General features: G+C 71.0%; 13 protein-coding genes. 1 reads left to right on the forward strand and 12 read right to left on the reverse strand.

Annotated features, from left to right (window positions below; genetic code table 11):
• The first annotated feature begins 138 nt into the window (after positions 1 to 138).
• Positions 139 to 1,548: a cation:dicarboxylate symporter family transporter gene (locus KI385_RS30745; protein ID WP_238575361.1), complete on the forward strand. Its 1,410-nt coding sequence runs from the start codon at positions 139 to 141 to the stop codon at positions 1,546 to 1,548.
• A gap of 356 nt (positions 1,549 to 1,904) precedes the next feature.
• On the opposite strand, the gene glgB is transcribed toward KI385_RS30745, so the two are convergent.
• From glgB to KI385_RS30805, 12 genes are all read right to left on the reverse strand, one after another.
• Entirely contained in the window at positions 1,905 to 4,268 is a 2,364-nt protein-coding gene (gene glgB, locus KI385_RS30750) for a 1,4-alpha-glucan branching enzyme (RefSeq protein WP_425356983.1), read from the reverse strand.
• 85 nt (positions 4,269 to 4,353) lie between these two features.
• Positions 4,354 to 5,853: a maltokinase N-terminal cap-like domain-containing protein gene (locus KI385_RS30755; protein ID WP_238575362.1), complete on the reverse strand. Its 1,500-nt coding sequence runs from the start codon at positions 5,851 to 5,853 to the stop codon at positions 4,354 to 4,356.
• A gap of 356 nt (positions 5,854 to 6,209) precedes the next feature.
• A complete protein-coding gene (gene treS, locus KI385_RS30760) occupies positions 6,210 to 7,937 on the reverse strand; it encodes a maltose alpha-D-glucosyltransferase (protein ID WP_128504098.1) in 1,728 nt (575 codons plus the stop codon).
• Positions 7,934 to 9,937 carry an alpha-1,4-glucan--maltose-1-phosphate maltosyltransferase gene (locus KI385_RS30765; RefSeq protein ID WP_238575363.1) on the reverse strand — a complete coding sequence of 668 codons (2,004 nt, stop codon included), beginning with the start codon at positions 9,935 to 9,937 and terminating at the stop codon, positions 7,934 to 7,936. The genes treS and KI385_RS30765 overlap by 4 nt, the downstream gene beginning before the upstream one ends.
• A 597-nt stretch (positions 9,938 to 10,534) precedes the next feature.
• The gene (locus KI385_RS30770) at positions 10,535 to 12,130 is read right to left on the reverse strand and encodes a sensor histidine kinase (RefSeq protein WP_238575364.1); all 1,596 of its coding nucleotides are present in this window, start codon (positions 12,128 to 12,130) and stop codon (positions 10,535 to 10,537) included.
• A complete protein-coding gene (locus KI385_RS30775) occupies positions 12,127 to 12,783 on the reverse strand; it encodes a response regulator transcription factor (protein WP_238577931.1) in 657 nt (218 codons plus the stop codon). The genes KI385_RS30770 and KI385_RS30775 overlap by 4 nt, the downstream gene beginning before the upstream one ends.
• Positions 12,784 to 12,898: 115 nt before the next feature.
• Positions 12,899 to 14,530 (reverse strand): M4 family metallopeptidase, encoded by a 1,632-nt coding sequence (locus KI385_RS30780; RefSeq protein ID WP_238575365.1) that lies wholly within the window; start codon positions 14,528 to 14,530, stop codon positions 12,899 to 12,901.
• Between the two features lie 286 nt (positions 14,531 to 14,816).
• Positions 14,817 to 17,093: a M4 family metallopeptidase gene (locus tag KI385_RS30785; protein ID WP_238575366.1), complete on the reverse strand. Its 2,277-nt coding sequence runs from the start codon at positions 17,091 to 17,093 to the stop codon at positions 14,817 to 14,819.
• 347 nt (positions 17,094 to 17,440) lie between these two features.
• Positions 17,441 to 19,291: an ABC transporter ATP-binding protein gene (locus KI385_RS30790; RefSeq protein ID WP_238575367.1), complete on the reverse strand. Its 1,851-nt coding sequence runs from the start codon at positions 19,289 to 19,291 to the stop codon at positions 17,441 to 17,443.
• Positions 19,288 to 21,048, reverse strand: coding sequence for an ABC transporter transmembrane domain-containing protein (locus KI385_RS30795; protein WP_238575368.1), 1,761 nt, complete (start codon positions 21,046 to 21,048; stop codon positions 19,288 to 19,290). Before KI385_RS30795 ends, KI385_RS30790 begins: the two co-directional genes overlap by 4 nt.
• Positions 21,049 to 21,081: 33 nt before the next feature.
• A complete protein-coding gene (locus tag KI385_RS30800) occupies positions 21,082 to 22,923 on the reverse strand; it encodes an ABC transporter ATP-binding protein (RefSeq protein WP_238575369.1) in 1,842 nt (613 codons plus the stop codon).
• Complete coding sequence (locus KI385_RS30805; protein ID WP_238575370.1) at positions 22,920 to 24,818, reverse strand: ABC transporter ATP-binding protein; 1,899 nt, start codon at positions 24,816 to 24,818, stop codon at positions 22,920 to 22,922. Before KI385_RS30805 ends, KI385_RS30800 begins: the two co-directional genes overlap by 4 nt.
• Positions 24,819 to 24,846 lie beyond the last annotated feature (28 nt).

The following is a 24,846-nucleotide window of genomic DNA, read 5'->3' on the forward strand; positions in this document are numbered from 1 at the left end:
ACAGTCTGCACGGTCACTTTCACGTGAACGAAATGTACGTAAGGGTGACGGGCGCCACAGCGGCGTGCATAGTCGCCGGGACTTGTTGTGTCGCAGAGCCGCAGATCAGCGCACAGCCGTAGACCCGAGGAGGCAGCCGTGGCTGCACACACCCCGCCGCGTGGGGGCATCACCGAGGAGACCGTGCCGGTAAAGCGGGACCGGACCCACTTCCTTTACATCGCCGTCATCGGGGCGGTGCTGCTCGGCATCATCGTGGGCTTCGCCGCCCCGGGTGTCGCCGTCGAGCTCAAGCCGCTCGGCACCGGGTTCGTGAACCTGATCAAGATGATGATTTCGCCGGTCATCTTCTGCACCATCGTGCTGGGCGTCGGCTCGGTCCGTAAGGCCGCCAAGGTCGGCGCGGTGGGCGGACTGGCCCTCGGCTACTTCATGGTGATGTCCACCGTCGCGCTGGCCATCGGCCTGGTCGTCGGCAACATCCTGGAGCCCGGCTCCGGGCTGCATCTGACCGAGACCGTGCGGCACGCGGGCCAGGCCCAGACCGAGGGCGGCGGCGGCGAGTCCCTGCCCGAGTTCCTGCTCGGCATGATCCCCAAGACGCTGGTCTCCGCCTTCACCGAGGGCCAGGTGCTGCAGACGCTGGTGGTGGCGCTGCTGGTCGGCTTCGGGCTGCAGGCGCTGGGCTCGGCGGGCGAGCCGGTGCTGCGCGGTGTCGGGCACCTCCAGAAGCTGGTCTTCCGGGTGCTCTCCATGATCATGTGGGCGGCGCCGGTGGGTGCCTTCGGCGCCATAGCGGCGGTGGTCGGCGAGACCGGACTGGACGCGCTGAAGTCGCTGGCCATCATCATGGTCGGCTTCTACACCACCTGTCTGCTGTTCGTGATCGTGGTGCTCGGTGCGCTGCTCCGGCTGTTCGCCGGCGTCAACATCTTCCAGCTGCTGAAGTACCTGGCGCGCGAATTCCTGCTGATCCTCTCCACTTCCTCCTCGGAGTCGGCGCTGCCCCGGCTGATCGCGAAGATGGAGCACCTGGGCGTCAGCAAGCCGGTGGTCGGCATCACCGTCCCGACCGGCTACAGCTTCAACCTCGACGGCACCGCCATCTACCTGACGATGTCCTCGCTGTTCGTGGCCGAGGCGATGGGCAAGCCGCTCGCGCTCGGCCAGCAGATCTCGCTGCTGGTCTTCATGATCATCGCGTCGAAGGGCGCGGCGGGTGTCACCGGCGCCGGCCTGGCCACGCTGGCCGGCGGACTGCAGTCGCACCGGCCCGAACTGGTCGACGGCGTCGGACTGATCGTCGGTATCGACCGCTTCATGAGCGAGGCGCGCGCCCTGACCAACTTCGCGGGCAACGCGGTCGCCACGGTCCTGATCGGCACCTGGACCAAGGAGATCGACAAAGCCCGGGTGACGGAGGTGCTGGCCGGCCGGGTGCCGTTCGACGAGAAGACGTTGGTCGACGACGCGCACGGCCGGCCGCCGGCCGCGCAGATCATCGAGCCGCGTGACGGCGGGGCGGCGAAGACGTCCGCCAAGGTCTGATTCCCCGAGCCCCGGGCCGCGTAGGAGGGGAGAAGGGGCGGGTGCCGGATCCGGCACCCGCCCCTTCGGCGTACCCGGGGTGAAGCTGCCCTTCATGCCGCTCTGACCTGCTGCTTTCCCCGCCGCGGGTCGATTGTCAGTGCCCCCTGGCACCATGCAGATGACGGGGAAAACGCAGCCGGCCGGGGCCGGTTGCGCAGGGGGTACGAGCACGTGAGGAGCCAGGTATGGGGACGTGGAGGACGGTTGGGTTCGGCGGGGACTCGGGGTCGTTCTGAGGCGGGGCATGGCGGGGGCGGCGCCGGTCGATGCCGCGGCGGACGGAGCAGGATCCGACAAGCACGCGCCGTAAGGGCTCAGGCCGGTCGCAGCCAGAGGGTGGCCAGCGGCGGGAGGACGAGGGCGAGGGAGGCGGCGCGTCCGTTCCAGGGGGTCGGTTCGGTCTTGAGGAGGTCGGGGTTGGCGACGCCGCTGCCGCCATAGCGCGGATCGTCGGTGTTGAGGATCTCGCGCCAGGCGGGGACGTGGTCGGGGACGCCCAGCCGGTAGGCATGGCGTACGACGGGGGAGAAGTTGGTGACCGCGATCAGGGGGAAGCCGTCGGCGGCGAAGCGCAGGAAGGAGAAGACATTGTCCTCGCTCGCATCGCCGTCGATCCAGGAGAAGCCGGCCGGATCGGTGTCGCGTTCCCACAGCGCGGGCGTGGCGGCGTAACGGCGGTTCAGCTCGCGTACGAGATCGCGTACGCCCCGGTGGTCCGGCTCGGCCTCGTAGGACGGGTCGAGCAGCCACCAGTCCGGCCCATGGCTCTCCGCCCACTCCGCGCCCTGGGCGAACTCCTGCCCCATGAAGAGGAGTTGCTTGCCGGGGTGGGCCCACATGAAACCGAGGTACGCCCGGTGGTTGGCGCGCTGCTGCCACCAGTCACCGGGCATCTTCGACACCAGCGCGCGCTTGCCGTGCACGACCTCGTCGTGCGAGATCGGCAGCACATAGTTCTCGGAGTAGGCGTAGATCATGGAGAAGGTCATCTCACCGTGGTGGTACTTACGGTGCACCGGCTCCTTGGACACATAGCCGAGGGAGTCGTGCATCCAGCCCATGTTCCACTTCAGCCCGAAGCCCAGACCGCCGAAGCCGCCGGGCCCGACGTGATGCGTGGCGCGGGTGACACCGTCCCACGCCGTGGACTCCTCGGCGATGGTGACGACACCGGGGCAGCGGCGGTAGACCGTCGCATTCATCTCCTGGAGGAAGGCGACCGCGTCGAGGTTCTCCCGTCCGCCGTTGACGTTCGGGGTCCAGCCGCCGTCCTCGCGCGAGTAGTCGAGATAGAGCATCGAGGCGACCGCGTCCACGCGCAGCCCGTCGATATGGAACTCCGCGCACCAGTACACGGCGTTGGCGACCAGGAAGTTACGCACCTCGGTGCGGCCGTAGTCGAATTCCAGGGTGCCCCAGTCCGGGTGCGCGGCCCGTGCCGGGTCCTGGTGCTCGTACAGCGGGCGGCCGTCGAACTCCGCCAGTGCCCAGTCGTCGCGCGGGAAGTGCGCGGGGACCCAGTCCATCAGCACCCCGATGCCGGCCCGGTGCAGCGCATCGATCAGGAACCTGAAGTCGTCCGGGGTGCCCATCCTGGCGGTGGGCGCGTAGAACCCGGTGACCTGATAGCCCCAGGAGCCGCCGAAGGGATGCTCGGAGACCGGCATGAACTCGACGTGGGTGAAGCCCAGGTCCTTGACGTAGGACGGGAGTTGAGCGGCCAGCTGGCGATAGGTGAGACCGGGGCGCCAGGAGGCGAGGTGTACCTCGTAGACGGAGAACGGCGCCTCGTGCACCGGACGCTCACCGCGCCGGGCCATCCAGCCGTCGTCCTGCCAGCGGTGGTGCGACGCGTCCACGATCGAGGCGGTGGCGGGCGGGCACTCGGTCCGCCGGGCCATCGGGTCGGCGCGTACGGTCCTGGAGCCGTCCGGCCGGGTGATCTCGAACTTGTACAGCTCGCCCTCGCCGATGCCCGGGAGGAAGAGCTCCCAGACGCCGGAGGAGCCCAGCGAGCGCATCGGGTGGCCGGTGCCGTCCCAGCAGTTGAAGTTGCCGACGACCCGGACGCCCTGCGCGTTGGGCGCCCAGAGCGTGAAACGGGTGCCGGTCACCCCCTGGTGGTCCATGGTCCGTGCGCCGAGCGCCTGCCACAGCTGCTCGTGGCGACCCTCGGCGAACAGATGCAGATCCATCTCGCCGAGCGCGGGCAGAAAGCGATAGGGGTCCCGCACGGTCACGGTGGACGTGCCGTGGTCGACCAGCAGCTCGTAGTCCGGGACGGTGTGCAGCGGCAGGATCCCGGCGAACAGCCCGTCGCCCTCGGGGTGCAGGTCGGCGCGGAGCCCCGGCGCCAGGACGGTGACGCCCTGCGCACACGGCCGCAGCACCCGGATGAGCAGCCCGCCGCGCACGGGATGCGCGCCGAGCAGCCCGTGCGGGTCGTGGTGGGCGCCGCCCAGCAGCCGGCCGCGGTCCTCGTCGGACAGCGGGGTGGCGGCCCGGACCCCGTGGCCCCCGGGCCGCGGCCTCGCCGTGGGGGACGGGGCCGCGGGCTCGGCCGCCCCGTCGGGTGCCGCGGCCGCCTCCCGGGGAGCGGGCGGTCGCGAGGCGGACGCGGGGTCGCCGGGAGCGACGGTGTCGGGAGTGGTGCGGCGGGACGGCGGACGGGCGGTCACGAGAAGTGCCTCCTAGGGGGCGGGGTGTCGGTCGGATCACTGGGAGTCGTACGGGCGGCGGTGTGGCGGATCGTCTGCGGCGCCCTCACCCCCGGCCGTCGGTCCGGGACGGGCCGGCCCCGTCCACCTCCACGGCCCGCTCCCCGCCCGCCGCCAGCCGACGGATGGCGGCCATCGGGACGGCCAGCCAGTCCGGCCGGTGCCGGGCCTCGTAGAGCACCTCGTAGACGGCCTTGTCGGTCTCGTAGGCGCGCATCAGTTCGGGTGCGGAGCGCGGATCGAGCCCGCCGGCCTCGGCGTATCCCCGGCAGAAGGCGGCGCGGGTGCGCCGCGCCCACTCCAGCGCCCAGGGGTCGGCACCGGCCGGCCCGCTGCGCGCGGCATAGTCGAAGGAGCGCAGCATCGCCGCGACATCGCGCACCGCCGGCTGCGGGCGGCGCCGTTCGGCCAGCGGACGGGCCGGTTCGCCCTCGAAGTCGATCAGTGACCAGCGGCCCTCGTCGGCGGAGCGCAGCGTCTGGCCCAGGTGCAGATCGCCGTGGATGCGCTGGGCCGCCCAGCTGCGGCCGTCGTGGCCCATGGCGGCGAGCGCGTCGAAGGCGGTGCGCAGCCGGGCGCGGTAGGGCTGCAGTACGGGCACGGCACGGGCGGTGGCCTCCAGCCGCTCGTTCATCTGGGCGGCGATCACATTGAGCTGCGGGCGGCGCAGCTCGGTGGTCGGCAGCGTCTGGGCGAGTGCGGTGTGCACCTCGGCGGTGGCATGGCCGAGCGCCCGGGCCGAGCCGGTGAAGTCGGCGCGTACGGCCAGCGCATTGAGCGCCAGCTGCCAGCCGTCCGCCGATCCCGGCAGGAAGGGCTGGAGCACGCCCAGCGTCGTCGCCTCGCCGTTCGCCTCGGTGGTCGCCGACTCGAACCACGCGGCGGGCGCCGGCACCCGCGCGCACTTGGCGTCCGCCAGCGCCCGCGGCAGCTCCAGATCCGGGTTGATGCCCGGTTCGATCCGCCGGAAGACCTTCAGAATGAACGAATCTCCAAAGACGATCGAGGAGTTGGACTGCTCGACGGCGATCGGCCGGGCAGGCAGCCCGGAGGGGATGTCCACGTCGGATTCCCGGCAGAAGCGCAGCGCGCCGAGCCGTCCCGGTACCCGCAGCCGCTCCAGCAGCAGCCCGCACAGCCGGTTGTCGAGCAGGGCGTCATAGACCGTGCGGCCACGCAGCGGGCCGCCGGCCGGGCGGCCGATCACCGCGGGCGCCAGCTGCGGCGACAGCGCCGGGTGCACCCCCAGCAGGAGTTGGTAGCGGTCGCCGCCGGCCGGGGTACGGGTCGGTGGCGCGCTCTGCTGGGCGCGCACGAGCAGTTGCAGCAGGCCCGGTGCGCTGCCGTCGGCGGTGCACGGCAGCAGTTCGGTGGCCGAGAGCAGCGTGAAGCCGGTGAGCAGCCGTCCCTTGCCGGCGAACCAGCGCTGGCGTGGCACCCATTCGGCGAGCAGGGGTGCCAGGGAGGACAGCAGATCGGGTGCGGTGACGAGCGGGCGGCGGTCAGGGCTGTTTCGGGTGGCACGGGTCGGGGCGGTGTCCGACATGGCGTCGCGTCCTTTCCCCGGGCACACGACAGGTAGGGCAAAGTGTCCCGGAATGCGGCCTTCACAGTGCGGTGGCGCGGTGGCGGTACCCCCGGACGGAGGCGCTGTGGGGGTCCCCCCCGGACGTACTCCGGCAAGAGCGCCGGGCGAGACCGTCCGTACGGCAGCGGTGTTTCGGCGTGTGCGCTTCCGCTGCGCGGCGGTCCCCCTCCCGAGCCGGGGACCGACGAGGGCTCACCCGGCCCGTGCGGTAGTAGGGAGACTGCCCGAACGAAAGGTCAAAAAACGCCCGTACGCGCCATGCGGCCGCGTACGGGCGGTGTCCTCGGCGCCCGTGCCCGGTCAGGGCACCGGCGCTAGGCTGCTTTTCCCGCGTTCTTGCGCAGCCGGAACCAGTAGAACCCGTGGCCCGCCAGGGTCAGCAGATACGGCAGTTCCCCGATGGCCGGGAAGCGGACGCCGCCGATGAGTTCCACCGGATGGCGGCCGCTGAACGCCCGCAGATCCAGCTCCGTCGGCTGTGCGAAGCGCGAGAAGTTGTGCACACACAGCACCAGGTCGTCGTCCGCGCCACCGGTGCCCGGCGACTCCCGCAGGAAGGCCAGCACCGCCGGGTTGGTGGACGAGAGCTCGGTGTAGCTGCCGAGCCCGAACGCCGGGTTCTGCTTACGGATCTCGATCATCCGGCGGGTCCAGTGCAGCAGCGAGGAGGGCGAACTCATCGCGGCCTCGACGTTGGTGACCTGGTAGCCGTAGACGGGATCCATGATGGTCGGCAGGAAGAGCCGGCCCGGGTCGCAGGAGGAGAAACCGGCGTTGCGGTCCGGCGTCCACTGCATCGGGGTACGCACCGCGTCACGGTCGCCGAGCCAGATGTTGTCGCCCATGCCGATCTCGTCGCCGTAGTAAAGAATCGGCGAGCCGGGCAGCGACAGCAGCAGGGCCGTGAACAGTTCGATCTGATTGCGGTCGTTGTCGAGCAGCGGGGCCAGCCGTCGGCGGATGCCGATATTGGCGCGCATCCGCGGGTCCTTGGCGTACTCCGCGTACATGTAGTCGCGTTCTTCGTCCGTGACCATTTCGAGGGTCAGCTCGTCGTGGTTACGCAGGAAGATGCCCCACTGGCAGCCGGAGGGGATCGCCGGGGTCTTGGCGAGGATTTCCGATACCGGGTAGCGCGATTCGCGGCGTACCGCCATGAAGATGCGCGGCATGACCGGGAAGTGGAAGGCCATATGGCATTCGTCGCCGCCGACACCGTAATCGCCGAAGTAGTCGACGACATCCTCGGGCCATTGATTGGCTTCGGCCAGCAGGACGGTGTCCGGGTAGTGCGCGTCGATTTCCGCGCGGACCCGCTTGAGGAAGGCGTGCGAGGCGGGCAGATTCTCGCAGTTGGTGCCCTCCTCCACGTAGAGATACGGCACCGCGTCCAGCCGGAAGCCGTCGATCCCCAGGTCGAGCCAGAACCGCAGGGCGGAGATCATCTCCTCCTGGACCGCCGGGTTCTCGTAGTTGAGATCCGGCTGGTGGGAGAAGAAGCGGTGCCAGTAGTACTGCTTGCGGACCGGGTCGAAGGTCCAGTTGGAGGCTTCGGTGTCGACGAAGATGATCCGGGCGTCGGCGTACTGCTTGTCGTCGTCGGCCCAGACGTAATAGTCGCCGTACGGCCCTTCGGGATCGTTGCGCGATTCCTGGAACCACGGGTGCTGGTCACTGGTGTGGTTCATCACCATGTCGATGATGACCCGCATTCCGCGGTGGTGCGCGGCGTCCACGAATTCCACGAAGTCGGCCAGATCGCCGAAATCGGGGAGCACCGCGGTGTAGTCGGCGACATCGTAACCGCCGTCCCGCAGCGGGGATTTGAAGAACGGCGGCAGCCAGAGGCAGTCCACCCCCAGCCACTGCAGATAGTCGAGCTTGGCCGTGATGCCCTTGAGGTCGCCGATGCCGTCGCCATTGCTGTCCTGGAAGGAGCGCACCAGGACTTCGTAGAAGACGGCCCGTTTGAACCAGTCGGGATCGCGGTCCTTCGCCGGGGTGTCCTCGAACGTGTCGGGGACTGGCTCATTGACGATCAATTGGGTGACCCTCCGATCGGTGAGGACGGTCGCAGCGACAGCACATGAGCGGGCGCGAGAGAGCGGCCCGGCTCAAGGCGCACATAGTTGTCCCTGCCCCAGTGGTAGGTATCGCCGGTGAGCTCGTCGCGCACCGGGAAGGACTCGTGCCGGCCGAGGCCGAGTTCCGGCATGTCCAACGACACCGTCGCCTCGTGGGTGTGGTGCGGGTCGAGGTTGACCACCGTGAGCACCGTGTCGGCCGCGTCGCCGTGACCCGCGCGCTTGGAGAAGGCGAGTACGGCGTCGTTGTCGACCCGGTGGAACTGCAGATTGCGCAGCTGTTGCAGGGCAGGGTGCCGGCGGCGGATGCGGTTGAGCGCGGTGATCAGCGGGGCGATGGTGCGCCCCTCTCTGGCCGCCGCATCCCAGTCGCGCGGCTTGAGTTGGTACTTCTCCGAGTCGAGGTACTCCTCGCTGCCGCGGCGTACCGGCGTCGACTCGCAGAGCTCATATCCGGCGTAGACGCCCCAGGTGGGGGAGAGGGTGGCGGCCAGCACGGCGCGGATCTCGAAGGCCGGGCGGCCGCCCTCCTGGAGGTAGGCGTGCAGGATGTCCGGGGTGTTCACAAAGAAGTTGGGCCGCAGGTAGGAGGCGCTCTCGCCGGACAGCTCGGTGAGGTAGTCGGTCAGCTCCCGCTTGGTGTTACGCCAGGTGAAGTAGGTGTACGACTGGTGGAAGCCGATCTGGGCGAGGGTGTGCAGCATCGCGGGCCGGGTGAAGGCCTCGGCGAGAAAGAGCACGTCGGGATCGGTGCGGTTGATGTCGCCGATCACCTTTTCCCAGAACGCCACCGGTTTGGTGTGCGGATTGTCCACGCGGAAGATCCGTACGCCCTTGGCCATCCAGAAGTGCAGCAGCCGCTCGGTCTCGCGTACCAGCCCGCGGAAGTCGGTGTCGAAGGCGAGGGGGTAGATGTCCTGGTACTTCTTCGGCGGATTCTCGGCGTAGGCGATCGAGCCGTCGGTGCGGTGGTGGAACCACTGGGGGTGCAGGGTGACCCAGGGGTGGTCGGGCGAGCACTGCAGCGCGAAGTCCAGCGCCACCTCCATCCGCAGATCGCGGGCGGTCCGTACGAAGTGCTCGAAGTCCTCGAAGGTGCCCAGGTCCGGGTGGAGGGCGTCATGGCCGCCGGCTGCCGAACCGATGGCCCAGGGGGAGCCGACATCGTCCGGGCCGGCGGACAGCGCATTGTTGGGGCCCTTGCGGAAGGCGGTGCCGATGGGGTGGACGGGCGGGAGATAGACCACGTCGAAGCCCATGGCGGCGACGGCCGGCAGTCGCTCGGCGGCGGTGCGCAGGGTGCCGCTGACGGCCGTACCGTCCGGTGCGACGAAGGCGCCCTCGGAGCGCGGGAAGAGTTCGTACCACGAGCCGTACAGGGCCCGGCGGCGCTCGACGACCAGCGGCATCGGGCGCGAGACGGTGAGCAGTTCGCGCAGCGGATGGCGCTCCAGTGCCTCGATGACCTGGGGGGAGAGCGCCGCGGCGAGCCGGGTGGCGGCGGGGAGTTTTGGGTTGCGCAGCGCGTCCACGGCGCTGAGCACCGACTCCCGGCCGTCGCTCTTGGGGACATCGGCGGCCGCCCGCTCATGGAGTTCGGCGCCCTCGGCGAGCATCAGCTCGCTGTCGATGCCCGCCGGGATCTTGATCGAGGCGTGCTTGCGCCAGGTGGCGAGCGGATCGGACCAGGCCTCGACGGTGAAGGTCCAGCGGCCCTCGATGTCCGGGGTGACCTCGGTGCTCCACCGGTCGGTACCGGGCGCCCGCTCCTGCATCGGGGTCCAGGGGCCGCAGCGGCCGGCGGGGTTGCGCAGCACCACATTGGCCGCGACCGCGTCATGCCCTTCTCGGAAGACGGTGGCCGAGACCTCGAAGGTCTCACCCACCACGGCCTTCGCCGGGCGGCGGCCGCAATCGATCTGCGGGCGGATGTCCAGAACAGGGATGCGACCGATCATGGGCTCACCTGGGCTTGTGATGCTTTGCGGGGTTTTGTCCTTTGTATCCGCTCCACGGTAGGAGGACCGGGTGCGGGCATGGGCGCTCGTGTCCGCTTTCACTCGGCTGGCGGATGACACGGCCGGCCGAGTCGATGCTGCGCCGGCCGGTGGTCGGGAGCGCCCTCGGCGGAATGTGTGCTGCGTCGTCGGTGCGTCGCGAGGGGGGAACGGCGTACCCGGTGAGCCTTCCCGCGGACGACGGCCGGGAAATCCGGCGGAATGTGAACTACTGGTACGTAACCAAGGGCGCGACGTGACCCGGTGGACATACCCCTGCCCGCTCGCGGGCGGCTGCGGAGCTGCGCTGACACGGTCGGCGTTCGCCTCCTCAACTCGGTGTGATCACAGCGGAGTTGCGGTGTGCGGATGTCCGGTGTCGCGCCGGGGCCCATCGACGCCACACCGCAGCCTCCCCCCAGGAGGGAGTAGGTACAAGAGCGCATGAGGGGGTGGAATCAGCCATATCGGCGGACGCGGCGGTAGGGCAGGGTTCCGGGCCCGGATGAATCCGTCGACTCACCTGCACGGTAAGCGAGTTGGGGATGTCGGATCGCCCTAGCGGTCCCGGCGGTGGACGACGCCTCGTCCGACCAGTCGGTCGTCGGCGAAGCAGAGCTCGTAGGCGGAGACGGTGTCCGGGTGGACGCTGTAGTACGCACAGGACCAGCCGTGCGGGGGTGGCGGGGTGCCGTCCGGCGGGGAGTCCAGGGAGAAGAACGGCACCACGTCGGCCACCTGCGCGCGCGGCATACCGATCCGCAGACGGTCGTAGTCCGCCCGCTCCAGCACCGTCCACGGGGAGCTGACCAGCGCAAAGACGGCCATCAGGAGCAACAGGGCGGCGGTCGCCGCGAGCGGGACGGCCACCGTCTGGCGCAGCCGGCGCCGTACCTGACGGCGGGCCTGCGCCAACTTCCGTGCGGCGGCGGTCGGTTCGGGCGCCCCGGCCTGGGTGACCGGCCCGCCGGTCAGCGGCAGCCGGGCCGTGACCGCGAAGCCGCCCACCGGCGTCCGGCCGCTGTGCAGCGTCCCGCCCGCCAGCCGTACCCGCTCGTCCAGGCCCACCAGCCCGCTGCCGCCGGAGACCGGATCCGGCGCGGGACCGGCCGGGCGGGGACCGTTGGCCACGGTGAGGTGCAGCTGCCCGGCGGCCCGGACGAGCCGGAGGTGGACGGCGGCGCCCGGTGCGTGCTTGGCGGCGTTGGTCAGGCATTCCTGGACGACACGGTGCAGGGCGTGGCCGGTCATGGGCGGCAGCGCGGCCACGGGGTCGCCGCCCGGCGCCTCGCCGGAGCCGCGGGCCTCCTCGTCCACCCGCTCCAGCGTCACCGTCATCCCCGACGCCCGCGCGCGCTCCACCAGCCGCTCCACGCTCTCGTCCGCCGGCACCCGGGGCGCACTCTCATCGTCCGTGCGCAGGACGCCGATGATCTCCCGCAGCCGTTCGGTCGCCGCGCCGGCCGCCTCGCGCAGCTCCCCGGCCGCCGCCCGGCGGTCCGCGTCCAGCCCGGGATCGACCTCCAGCGCCCCGGCCCGCAGCGCGAGCAGCGCCAGGTCATGGCCGAGGGAGTCATGCATATCGCCGGCGATTCTGGCGCGTTCGCGCAGCCGGGTACGGTCGGCGACCGCCTGCTGTTCGAGCTCCATGCGCTCGGCGAGCTGCCAGCCGGTGCGGACGAGCTCGCCGTACTGGCGGCGATAGCGGCCCAGCAGCCATGGCAGCACCACATTGAGCAGCAGCGCCATCAAGAAGTTGAACCAGGGCCACAGACTGCGGCTGACGACCGCGCACAGCGGTACACCGGCCGCCGCGATCCCGGCGAAGAACCACAGCGCGGGGCGGGCGCGCACCATCCGGACACCGGCGAGATAGCCGAGCACGGCCAGGGCGAGGCAGTACGCGGCGGTGAACAGCTGCACCGAGAGCACCAGGCTCGTCGCGAGCGGGATCGCCACCGACACCAGTGGCCAGGACCTGCGCAGCAGCACGGACAGACCGAGCAGAGGAAAACCGGCCAGCGTCGCCCATCGCTGGAGGCCCGAGGGGGCGTCGAGCGTCCAGGCGGGCGGGGTGCACAGCGTCAGCCAGAGCGCGAACCCGGGGAGCAGTGCGCGCAGCCGCCGCGCGTCCGGGCGCCGCCGGGGCGTCATGAGGCCGGAACCAGGCCCGCCTCGTACGCGAGGATCGCCGCCTGGACGCGGTTCTTGACGCCGAGACGGGCGAGGATCGCGCTGACATACGCCTTGACGGTGCCTTCGACCAGGAACAGCCGCCGGCCGATCTCCGCGTTCGACAGCCCGGCGCCGACCAGGCCGAGCACCTCGCGTTCGCGGCCGGTCAGCTCGGCGACCCGGGCGCGGGCGGCCGCGCCCCGGCCCAACTGCCCGTCCCCCAGGCGGGAGATGACGCGCCGGGCGACGGACGGCGAGAGGCAGGCGCCGCCCTCGGCGACGGCCCGCACTCCGGCGATCAGCTCCCGTGGATCCCCGGACTTGAGCAGAAAGCCGGCGGCGCCCGAGCCGAGGGCGCCGGCGATGTACTCGTCCTCGGAGAACGTCGTCAGCATCACCACGGCGGTCTCGGGCAGCGCCTTGGCCAGTTCGGCGGCGGCGCCGAGGCCGTCCAGGTGCGGCATACGGACGTCCAGCAGGCAGACATCGGGCCGGTGACGCAGGGCCAGGTCGAGGGCCTCGCGGCCGTCGGCGGCCTCCGCGACGACCTCGATATCGGGCGCGGCGCCGAGAATCGCGCGCACACCGGCCCGCATCATCGTCTCGTCGTCGGCCAGCAGCACTCTGGTCATTCGGCTCATCCGGAACCCCCGTTACACGCGAAGGCGGTGTCCGGAGGGTCTCCGGACACCGCCCGCTCCGGGTTCACGTTACCCCGGGACGATCAGCGCGTTCCTGCGCATCGCGTCACTTGACGGCGACACCGGTCCAGGCGGCCTCGACGCCCTTGACCTCGGCGCTGTCCTTGCCGTAGAGGTCGGTGGCGGCCTTGACGGTCGCCTCGCGCGCGGCCTTGTAGTCCGTGTTCGAGGTCATGTACGCGGTCAGGGCCTTGAACCAGATCTTCTCGGCCTTGTCCCGGCCGATGCCCTCGACCTTGGAGCCGTCCGCCGTCGGGCTGTCGTACTTGACGCCGTTGATCTCCTTCGCGCCGCTGCCCTCGGACAGCAGGTAGAAGAAGTGGTTGGCGACGCCCGAGGAGTAGTGCGGGTCCAGGCCCCCGGTGTTGGAGTCCCAGTTGTCCTGCGACTGGCCGTCCTTGCTGGGCTTGTCCATGTAGCGCAGCGGGGTGCCGTCACCGTTGATGTCGATCTTCTCGCCGATGAGGTAGTCGCCCGGGTCCTTGTCGTTCTTGGCGTAGAACTCGACCGAGGTGCCGAAGATGTCCGAGGTGCCCTCGTTGAGGCCGCCGGACTCACCGCTGTAGGTGAGGTTGGCGGTGGCGGAGGTGACACCGTGCGACATCTCGTGCGCCGCGACGTCGATGGCGGTGAGCGGCTTCTTGTTGCCCTCGCCGTCGCCGTACGTCATGCAGAAGCAGCTGTCGTCCCAGAAGGCGTTGACGTAGCTGTCGCCGTAGTGGACGCGCGAGGAGGCACCCTTGCCGTCGCCCTTGATGCCGCTGCGGCCCTGCACGGTCTTGTAGTAGTCCCAGGTCTCGGCCGCACCGTAGTGCGCGTCGACGGCCGCGGTCTGCGGGTCGTCGGGCTTGCCGGTGCCCCAGGCGTCGTCGTCGTCCGTGAAGGCCTTGCCGTCGCCGGACTCGCCGTTCTCCAGGTTGGTGGTCTTGTGACCACCGCGCTCGCCGTCGGTCAGCGTGAAGCCGTTGCCCTCCTTGGAGGTGCCCAGCTCGACGCTGCCGCTGTACTCGCTCTCGCCCTTGCCGGTGCGGATCTCGTCGTACTGGAACAGCTTCTTGCCGCTGTTGGCGTCCGTGATGATGTGCATCCGGCTGGGCGTGCCGTCCTTCTGGACGCCCTTGACGACGGTGTCGTAGGCGAGGACGGGGGTGCCGGAGGCGGCCCAGACGACCTTCTTGGGCGTCTGCGCGTCGGCCTTCTTCGCGGCGAGCGACTTGGCCGCGGTGCCCTGCGCCGACTTCGCGGCGGCCTGCGGGGCGATCTTCGCCGTGGTGGAGGCCACCTTGATGGTCTTGTCGGTCGACTTGGTGGTGCTCTTGATCGCGCCGCCCTTGGCGGTGTGCACGATCAGGTCGCCGCCCAGGACGGGCAGTCCGCCGTAGGTGCGCTCGTAGCGGGTGTGCGTGGTGCCGTCGGCGTCCTTGATGACGTCCTTGACGACCAGCTTCTCCTGTCCGCCGAGACCGAGTTCCTTGGCGGTCTGCGCCTTGACGGCGCTCGCGTCACGCAGCAGTTCCGCGCGGTGCGAGGCACTGAGCTTGAGAGGCGAACCGTCCGCGGTGGGGGTCTGTGCGGGCGAGGCGCCTGCGGTACCCGCGGTGATGCCGGCGGCCAGCAGGGCCGCGGCAGCGAGGGCGGTACCGGTCACACGGGTCTTACGGGATATGTGGGGGGTCACGCGTGCTCCTTCAACTTTGCCAAGTGGTGGGGGTGCAAAGCGATGCGGGTGTGACTGCGTCCGGAAGACTGCCATTCGAACGCGTTCATGTCAGGAGGGTGTTAACAACTTGGCTGAAAATCGTCCGCAGGGAGGTGATCGCTGTTCGCATAACGGAGCTGGGCGCCGCCCCCGGAGTTCCGGGAACGACGCCCAACTAGGTTGTCCAGCAGGTCAGTTGTGGTTCGGTGTGCTCTTCCGACCCGCCTATTTCACACGAGGGTGACGCCGAAGTGCTGCCGTTGGGTCAGAACGTCAGCTTCCAGCCGTTGATGTAACCGCTGTCCTGTGCGTAGACGTCCTGGACCCGCAGCTTCCAGGTACCGCTCGCGGCCTTCGAGGAGGCGTTGACGGTGTAGGTCGTCTTCACATTGGCCGCCGAGTCCATCGCGTTGGAGTTCTTCAGCCGGTAGGCCGTACCGTCCGGGGCGATCAGGTCGATGACCAGGTCACCGCGGTAGGTGTGCACGATGTCCACCCCGACCTTCAGCGTGCTCGGCGCATTGCCGCTGCGGCTGACGGTGATCGGCGAGGTGACCGCCGCGCCGGCGTCCGGGATCTGCACATCGTCGGCGTTCTCGAAGACATTGCCGCCGCCGGCCGGGTTGACCGTCCAGGTGAAGGCGGCCGTACCGGTCTTCTTCGCGGCGTCGGTGACCGTGACCGTCACGGTGCCGGTGCCGGCCGTGGTCGGCGTACCGGAGACCAGACCGGTGCTCGCGTTGATCGACAGCCCGGCGGGCAGCCCGCTCGCCGCGTACGACAGCGCGCCCGCGGTACCGCTGGTGGCCTTGATCTGCAGGCTTGCCGCCTGGCCCACGGTGCTGGTCTGGTTGCCCGGGTTGGTGACGGTGACCCCGCCGTCCGGGACACGGGAGCCGACGTTGACCGCCGCCCAGGTGTTGGCGACCGTGTTGTACGACGCGCTGCCCTGGCCGAAGAGGTCGGCCGCGGCCTTCAGAGTGGCGTCACGGGCGCCCGCGTAGTTGGTGTTGGCGCTCATGTACTGGCTGAGCGCCTTGAACCACACCTTCTCGGCGTTGGCCCGGCCGATGCCCGGGACCGGCTGGTTGTCGAAGGTCGGGCTGTCGTAGTGGACGCCGCCGATGTCCTTCGGGCCGCTGCCCTCGGACAGCAGGTAGAAGAAGTGGTTGGCGACACCGGACGAGTAGTGCACGTCCTTGTTGCCGACGTTGCTCGACCAGTAGTCCGCCGACCCCCCGTCCTTGGACGGCTTGTCCATGTAGCGCAGCGGGGTGCCGTCACCGTTGATGTCGATCTTCTCGCCGATGAGGTAGTCACCGGGGTCGGCGGCGTTGTTGGCGTAGAACTCCACCGCCGTACCGAAGATGTCCGAAGTCGCCTCGTTGAGGCCGCCGGACTCACCGCTGTAGGTGAGGTTGGCGGTGGCCGCGGTGACACCGTGCGACATCTCGTGGCCGGCCACGTCGATGGACGTCAGCGGGGCGGCGTTGCCGCTGCCGTCGCCGTACGTCATGCAGAAGCAGCCGTCGTCCCAGAACGCGTTGACATAGCTGTTGCCGTAGTGGACGCGCGAGTAGGCGCCCACGCCGTCACCGCGGATACCGCTGCGGCCGTGCACGTTCTTGTAGTAGTCCCAGGTCTCCTGCGCGCCGTAGGCCGCGTCGACACCCGCCGTCTGGGCGTTCTGCGGTGTGCCGTCGCCCCAGGTGTCATCGGCGTCGGTGAAGAGCGAACCGGTGCCCGACGAGCCGTGCTTGAGGTCGTACGTCTTGTGGTTGCCGCGGGTGGGGTCGGTCATCGAGAAGTTCGGCGCCGAGCCCGACGTCCCGAGGGTGACCTTGCCGCTGTACTCGCTGTTGCCGACGCCGTTCTCGATCCCCTGGTACTCGAAGATCTTGGCGCCGGTCGTGGCATCCGTGATGACGTGCAGCTGGTTGGGGGTGCCGTCTTCCTGCAGCCCGCCGACCACCGTCTCGTACGCGAGTACCGGCTTGCCGTCGGCGACCCAGACCACCTTGCGCGGTGCCTTGGCGGCTTCGGTCTTCTTCGAGCCGAGCGCCTGGGCCGACTTGACGGCCTTCGCCTCGGCGGTGGCCGGCTTCACCTTCGCGGTGGTGGTGGCGACCTTCAGCTGGGACCGTACGGCCTTGGTCACGCCCTTGAGCTTGCCGCTCTTGCTCTCGTGCACCACGAGGTCACCGCCGAGGACGGGCAGTCCCTGGTAGGTGCGCTCGTAGCGGGTGTGCGTGGTGCCGTTGACGTCCCGGGAAACGTCCTTGACGACCAGCTTCTCCTGCGCGCCGAGCTTGAGCTCCCGCGCGGTCTCGGCGGTGGTCGCGCCGGCTGCCCGTATCAGCTCCGCACGCTGGGACGGGGACAGCTTGACCGGCAGTGCGCCGGGGTCGGGCGTGGCATGCGCGGTGCCCGGCCGCGGGGCGGCCGCCGTGCCGGTGCCGGCCTGAACACCGACGGCCAGCATCGCCGTGACGGCGACCAACGCGCCGGTCGCAACGGCGCGTCTATGGGGGGTGCGTCTCACACTGACTCCTTCTGCGGTGGCCGCTACATGACGGCGGCCGAGGGGGACCGGGCGGCGAAGCGGCCGTCCGGGCAGAGCGAGGCAGAACACTTGGAGCGTGTGGGGGGAGACGTACGCGAGATTCCTGACGTACTGGTGGAGCGGATGGTGCAGTGGAAATCGCCTGCCGCGGGGCGTGGTGCTGTGGGGGCCCGTGCGGCGGTTGCCGGGAAGAGTCCCACCGCACCTGGCTTGTTGTCAGGGTCCGCTCAACTAATTGGCCGGAAACCGTCCGTTGCGCGAAATCGCTGTCCGGAAACCGGACGGTTTGTGATCTTCCTCACGGGTAACCCGGCTCCGCCGTGCCGTTATCCGTGCCAGGACCGCCAGAGCGCGGCATACGCACCATCCGTCGCCACCAGGTCGTCGTGGGTGCCGAGTTCGGTCAGCCGGCCGCCCTCCATGACGGCCACACGGTCCGCGTCATGGGCGGTGTGCAGACGGTGGGCGATGGCGATGACCGTACGGCCTTTCAGCACGGCGGCCAGTGCGCGCTCCGTGTGCCGTGCCGTGCGCGGGTCGAGCAGCGCCGTCGCCTCGTCGAGGATGAGTGTGTGCGGATCCGCCAGCACCACGCGGGCCAGGGCGAGTTGCTGGGACTGGGTGCCGTCGGGGCGGTGCCCGCCGGCACCCAGCTCGGTGTCCAGGCCGGCCGGCAACTCCTCGGCCCACTCGGCTCCGACGGCGGCCAGCGCGGCGCGCAGCGCGGTGTCATCGGCATCGGGCGCGGCGATCCGCAGATTGTCGCGGACGGTGCCCAGGAAGACATGGTGCTCCTGGGTGACGAGGACGACCTGGCGGCGCAGCACCTCGGGGTCCAGCTCGGCGATCGGCACCCGCCCGACCGTCACCGACCCACTGCGCGGCGCGTCGATTCCGGCCAGCAGACGCCCCAGGGTGGACTTGCCGGCCCCGGAGGGACCGACCAGGGCTATCCGCTCCCCGGGGCGGATGGTCAGGTCCACGCCGTGCAGGACATCGCGGTCGGGGGCGGGGTCGGGGGCGCTGTCGCCGTCGGGGCCGCGGCCGGCGGCCCCGTTGTCGTAGGCGTAGTGGACGGCGGTGACGTCGATGCGGTCGTCGGTGGGGAGGGCGGGGGAGGGGGCCGCGGACTGGTGCGGGACGGCCTTCGTGGCGGCGGGGGTCCGGCCCAGGCCCTCGACGCGGGCGAAGGCGGCGCCACTGCTCTGCAACTGTTCGATCCAGAGCAGGATCGTCGCCATCGGCTCGGACAACTGCCGCAGATACAGCGCCGCGGAGACGACCACACCCAGGCTGATCCCGTCCCGCCCGTGCAGCGCCCCGCCGACCAGCAGCACGCCGACCACCGGGATGACGTACGAGACCTCCACGGCGGGCAGCAGCACGCTGCGCAGGAACAGCGTGCGGGTACGGGTGCGGCGGCACCGCTCGATCGCCCGCTCGCTCGCCGCCGTCCGGCGCTCGTGGAGCCCCAGCGCCTCGACGGTCCTGGCGCCCGCGGCGGTGGCCGCGAGCAGCTCGGCGAGCGCCGAGGTCGCCGCCCCCTCCGCCAGATACGCGGTGTGTGCCCGGCGCAGATACCACCGGACGGCCAGCAGGCCGCTCAGCAGCCCCAGCCCGCACAGCCCGAGCAGCGGATCGAGCACCACGACCGCACCGAGCAGGAACAGCGCCTGCGCCGCCGCGATGAACACCTCCGGCGCGGCGTCCCGCAGCGTTCGGGCGACCGAGGTGACATCCGTCGTGCCGCGGGCCGTCAGATCGCCCGTACCGGCCCGTTCCACGGCCGCAGCGGGCAGTGCCAGCGCCCGGTCGACGTACTGCTCGCGGACCCGCGCCACGGTCCGCTCGCCGAACCGGTGCCCGACATAGCGGGCGTAGCGCGCCAGCAGCAGCTGCGCCAGCGCGCACACCAGGATGACCAGCGCCAGCCGGTCCACCGTGCGTACCCCGCCGCCGTTGCGCACCGTGTCCACGATCCGGCCGAGCAGCCACGGGCCGACCAGGCCGGCGCCGGCCGCCAGCGCGTTCAGCGCCAGCATCAGGGCGAACGCCCGCCCGTCCAGCCGGATCAGCCGCCTCGCCGCCCGACGGGTCGTGGCCGGGTCGGCCACCGGCAGCGCCGCACCGTCCGGCAGATCGTCGGCTCCCGTGGTGCGGGTGGTGCTCGCCGTCATCGCGCGCCCTCCTCGGTCACGGCCACTTCGGCCCCGCCCTCTGTTTCGTCCTCGCCGCGTGACACCAGGCGGCGGTATCCGGGCTGCCCGGCGAGGAGTTCACGATGGCTGCCGGCGGCCGTGACCTTGCCGTCGACGAGGAAGTACACGAGGTCGGCCCGGTCGAGCAACAGCGGTGAGGTGCTGGTGACCACGGTCGTACGGCCCGCCCGGGCGGAGTGCAGCCGGGCCGCGATGCCCGCCTCGGTGTGCGCGTCGACCGCCGAGGTCGGTTCGACCGCGAGCAGCACCTCGGGGTCGGCCAGCAGCGCCCGCACCAGGCGGAGGCGCTGCCGCTGCCCGCCGGAGAGATTGCGGCCCTGCGCCTCGACCACGGAGTCGAGGCCGTCCGGCAGACCGCGGACGATGTCCTCGGCCAGGGCCGCACGGACGGCGCGGTCGATCGCCTCCTCGGTGCGGTCCCGGCGTCCGCCGACCACCTCGCGCAGCGTCCCGGCGAACAGATCCGCTTCGTTGTCCGCGACCAGGATCCGGTCGCGGATCCGGGACAGGGCGATCTCGTCGAGGCGCAGCGCGCCCCAGGTCGCCGCCGAATCCGCGAACCGTCCCAGGCGGTCGACCACCGCCGCCGACTCGGCCGGCCGGGTGGCGGCCAGCGCGGTCAGCAGCCCAGGCACCACCTCGACGCCCGAGGCCGGATCCCGTAGCGCGGACGCCGCTTCGGGCGCGTCCTGCGCGGCGGCCGCCGTTCTCCGGCCCCCCGCGGAATCCGGATCCAGATCCAGGAACCGCACCACCCGCCGGGCGGCGACCAGCCCCCGGGTGAGGTCGTAGCCGCCCTCGATGAAGAACGACACCGGCACCACCAGCGCCGCCGCATACCCGTAGACCGCAACCAATTCGCCGACGGTGATGGTCCCTTGGGCCGCCATCCGCGCCGCGAGCCAGGTCACCGCGGCCAGGAACAGCGTCGGCAGGCCGACGCCGAGCGCCTGGATCCAGCTGGTCACCGAGCCGACCCGGTAGCCCTCGCTCCGCAGCGCCTGGGACTCGCGCCGGTAGCGGTCGGCGAACACCTCTTTCCCGCCGAGGCCGTTGAGCACCCGCAGCCCGCCGACCAGGTCCGTCAGCCGGGCCGCCAGCCCGCTCTGCCGCTCGCGGTACCGGGTCTCCACCCCCTGCAACCGCCCCAGCAGCGGCCCGACCAGCACCGCGAGCAGCGGTACGCCCAGCAGCACGACCACGGCGAGCAGCGGCGAGACGGCCAGCATCAGCACGGCGACGACCACATAGGCCAGCACCGCCCCGACGCCCGGCCCGGTCATCGTCAGCGTCTGGCTGATCACGCCGACATCGCCGATCCCGATCGTGACGACTTCCCCGGCCGTCGCCTTGCGGGGCAGCGCGGCGCCCAGCCGCAGGGTGTGCGCGACGATGGCCCGCACCGTACGGAAGGTGGCGTCCATCCGGATCCTGGTCATCGTGCGATGCCGCATGATGCCCAGCCAGGCGTTCAGCACCCCGACGGCCAGCAGCACCGCCGTCCAGCCGATCAGCGCCGGCATCCGCCCCGGCGCGAGCCCCTCGTCGATCGCCCGCGACAGCACATACGGCGGCAGCATCAGCCCGGTCATCCACAGACTCCCGTACGACGCCCCCGCCGCGACCCGCCCGCGCTGACTGGCCACCAGCCACCACAGATAGCGCCCGGCACTGCGGTGGTCGGGGACGCCCGGCCCCCTCGCGGTGTCCGTCATGTCATCCGCCCCCCCCCGCATCGACTCCGCCCGTTACCCCACGCTGTCCCGCCACGCCTGATGCAGCGCGGCGAACCGGCCGCGGTCGGCGATGAGTTCGGCGGGTGAGCCGTCCTCGACGATCCGGCCGTCGGCCATCACCAGGACCCGGTCGGCGATCTCGACCGTCGAGAGGCGGTGCGCGATCACCAGTGCCGTACGTCCCTGTAGGACAGTGTCCATGGCGCGCTGCACCGCGCGTTCGCCGGGTATGTCCAGAGAGCTGGTGGCCTCGTCGAGGATGAGGACGGCGGGGTCGGCCAGCAAGGCCCTTGCAAAGCCGACCAGTTGGCGCTGACCGGCGGAGATGCGGCCGCCGCGCTTGCGGACGTCGGTGTCGTACCCGTCGGGCAGGGCGGTGATGAAGTCATGGGCGCCGATGGCCTTCGCGGCGAGTTCGATCTCCTCGCGGGTGGCGTCCGGGCGGCCGATGGCGATGTTGTCGGCGACCGTGCCGGAGAACAGGAACGCCTCCTGGGTCACCATGACGACGCCCCGGCGCAGCTCGGCCGTGGACAGCTCGCGCAGATCGACGCCGTCGAGCAGGACCCGGCCCTCGGTGGGGTCGTAGAAGCGGGCCAGCAGCTTGGCGAGGGTGGACTTGCCGGCGCCGGTGGCCCCCACCACGGCGACGGTGGTGCCGGCCGCGAGGTTCAGCCCGAAGCGGGGCAGCACCTCGCCGCCGGTGCGGTAGGCGAAACGGACGTCGTGGAAGGCGACCTCGCGCCCCGGCCGGGTGGCCGCGACGGCCGGCAGCGTGACGGGCGCCGCCGGCTCCGGGACCGTGGGCCGCTGGGCGAGCAGCCCGGCGATCTTGTGCAGCGAAGCGGCCGCGGACTCGTAGGAGTTGAGGAACATGCCGAGCCGGTCGATCGGGTCGTAGAGCCGGCGCAGATAGAGCACCACGGCGGCCAGCACGCCGAGCGCCAGACTGCCCGAGGCCACGCGGTAGGCGCCCCACAGGACGATCGCGGCGACCGCGATATTGGCCACCAGCCGGGAGGAGACGACATAGCGCGCCATCTCCAGGAGCGCGGAGCCGTTGACCCGCTCGTGGTGGTGGTTGAGCCGGGCGAACGCGGCGTTGTTCGGCCGCTCGCGACGGAACGCCTGCACCGGGCGGATGCCGTTGAGGGTCTCGGTGAACTGCACGATGACGCTCGCCATCGCCGTGGACTTCGCGCTGTAGACCCGCTGCGAGCGCTGCCGGAAGGAGCGTACGAAGAGGTGGAGGGGCCCGGCGGAGGCGAGGGCCGCCGCGCCGAAACCCCAGTCCAGGTAGAGCAGGGTCGCGGTGATGAAGACCGTCGAGAGGACGATCGTGATCAGTTCCTGGAGGCCCTCGTCGAGGAGTTCGCGCAGCGCCTCCACGTCGGTGGTGGCCCGGGAGATCAGCCGGCCGGACGTATAGCGCTCGTGGAAGTCCAGGCTCAGCGCCTGGCCGTGCCGGAAGATCCGGCCGCGGAGGTCGAGCAGCACATCCTGGCTGACCAGGGCGGAGATCCGGATGAAGCCGAACTGCAGGCCGCCGGAGAGCGCGGCACACAGCGTCGCCACCACCGCCACGGCGATCAGCGGCCCGTGGTCGCCCGCCCGCAGCGCCGGCACCGCATGGTCGAGCGCATAGGCGACCAACAGCGGACCGGCCTGCACGGTGGCCTGCTGGAGGAGCAGGACGACGGCCACCGCCCAGAGACGGCGCCGGTGCGGCGCCAGCAGGGAGGCGAGCAGGGAGCGGGAGGCGCCCTTGGGGGTGGGGAGCCGGTCCTGTGCGAAGGAGTCCCCGGGCTCGGGTTGTTGTGGGTGCGGTGGCTGGCCGGTCGTGGTGGTCGTCATCGGGCGCCCTCTCCCTCGCCGGACATCAGCGTGGCGTACTCGGGGTTGTCCCGGAGTAGTTCGTGGTGGGTGCCGACGGCGGTGATCCGGCCGTCGGACAGCAGCGCCACCCGGTCGGCGAGCAGGACCGTGGACGGGCGGTGCGCGACGACCAGGGCGGTGGTGGTCGCCAGGACCTGGCGCAACGCCGCCTCCACCAACGCCTCGGTGTGAACGTCGAGGGCCGACAGGGGATCGTCGAGGATCAGGAAGCGCGGCCGGCCGACCACGGCGCGGGCCAGGGCGAGCCGCTGCCGCTGTCCCCCCGACAGGCTCAGGCCCTGCTCGCCGACCTCGGTCGCGCCGCCGTTCGGCAGGGCGTCGACGAATCCGTCGGCCTGCGCCACCCGCAACGCCCGCCGGAGATCGGACTCCTGGGCGTGCTCCCCGCCCATCAGGACGTTCTCCGCGGCGGTCGCCGAGAAGAGCGTCGGCTCCTCGAAGGCCACCGCGACCAGAGCGCGGGCCTCGCCCCGGCCGATCGTCGCCAGATCGCGCCCGTCGAGGGTAATCCGGCCGGCGGTGGGGTCGTAAAGCCGTGGTACCAGCGCGGTCAGTGTGGTCTTCCCGCTGCCGGTCGCCCCGACCAGCGCCATGGTCTCGCCGGGCCGGATGTGCAGAGTGATGTCCTTGAGGGTGGGTGGGCTGTCCGGCGCGGCATCGGGGTAGCGGAACTCGACGCCGGAGAAGACCAGTCCGCCGGCTGCGTCGTCGTCGTCGCGGTCGCGGTCGCGGTCGCTGTCTCTGCCGCTGCCGCCGTTGGCGCCGACGTCGCTGCCCTCGGTCCGCTCGCCGTCACCGCCGTCACCGCCGCCACCGTCCGCGTCGTCGCCGTCGTCCGCCCTCGCCCGCTCGTCCATGACCTCGAAGTACCGGTCGGTGGCCGCCGCCGCCTCGTTGCTCATGGCCAGCAGGAAGCCGATCGACTCCACCGGCCAGCGCAGCGCCAGCGCCGCCGACAGGAAGGCGACGAGGGTGCCCGCGGACAGCGCGCCGTCGGCCACCTGGAGCGTGCCGAGCACCAGGGCGCCGCCGATCGCGATCTCCGGTAATGCGGTGTTGCACCCCCAGATCCAGGCCAGCAGTCGCGCCTTGCGGAGTTCGGACGCACGGAGCCTTTGCGTCAGCTCCTTGAAGGCGCGCGCCTGGCTGCGGTGGCGGCCGAAGCCCTTGATGATGCGGATGCCGAGCACCGACTCCTCGACCACCGTCGTCAGATCGCCGAGCTGGTCCTGGGTCCGGCGCGCCGCGCGCCCGTACTTCGCCTCGAAGACCGAGCACAGCACCATCAGCGGCAGCACCGGCGCCAGCAGCACCAGCCCCAGTGACCAGCGCTGGGCCAGCAGGATCACCCCACCCACCAGGATGGTGGTGCCGTTGACCAGCAAGAAGGTCAGGGGGAAGGTGAGGAACATCCGCAGCAGCTGAAGGTCGGTCGTGCCGCGCGACAGCAATTGGCCCGATGGCCAGCGGTCGTGGAAGGCGACCGGCAGCCGCTGGAGATGGCGGTACAGCGCCTCCCGCATCGCCGCCTCGACCCCGGCCAGCGGGCGCGCCACCAGCCAGCGCCGCAGTCCGAACAGCAGCGCCTCCGCGAGCCCGAGCAGCAGCACATACCCGCCGCCCAGCCACACCCCGCCCGGATCGCGCTCCGCCACCGGCCCGTCCACCAGCCATTTGAGCACCAGCGGGATGATCAGTCCGATGCACGAGGCGATCACCGCCACGCACGCGGCCGTGATCAGCCGCGCCCGCACGGGGCGGACGAACGGCCACAGGCGCAACAGCGAGCGCACTGCGGAGTGTCGGGTCGGGGCGGTCCGGTCGGTCTCGGGCGTTCGCGTGGTCTCGGCCATCACTCGCGAGCGTAAGGTGCACCACTGA

Source organism: Streptomyces inhibens (genome assembly GCF_022221585.1).
Lineage (GTDB): Bacteria > Actinomycetota > Actinomycetes > Streptomycetales > Streptomycetaceae > Streptomyces > Streptomyces inhibens.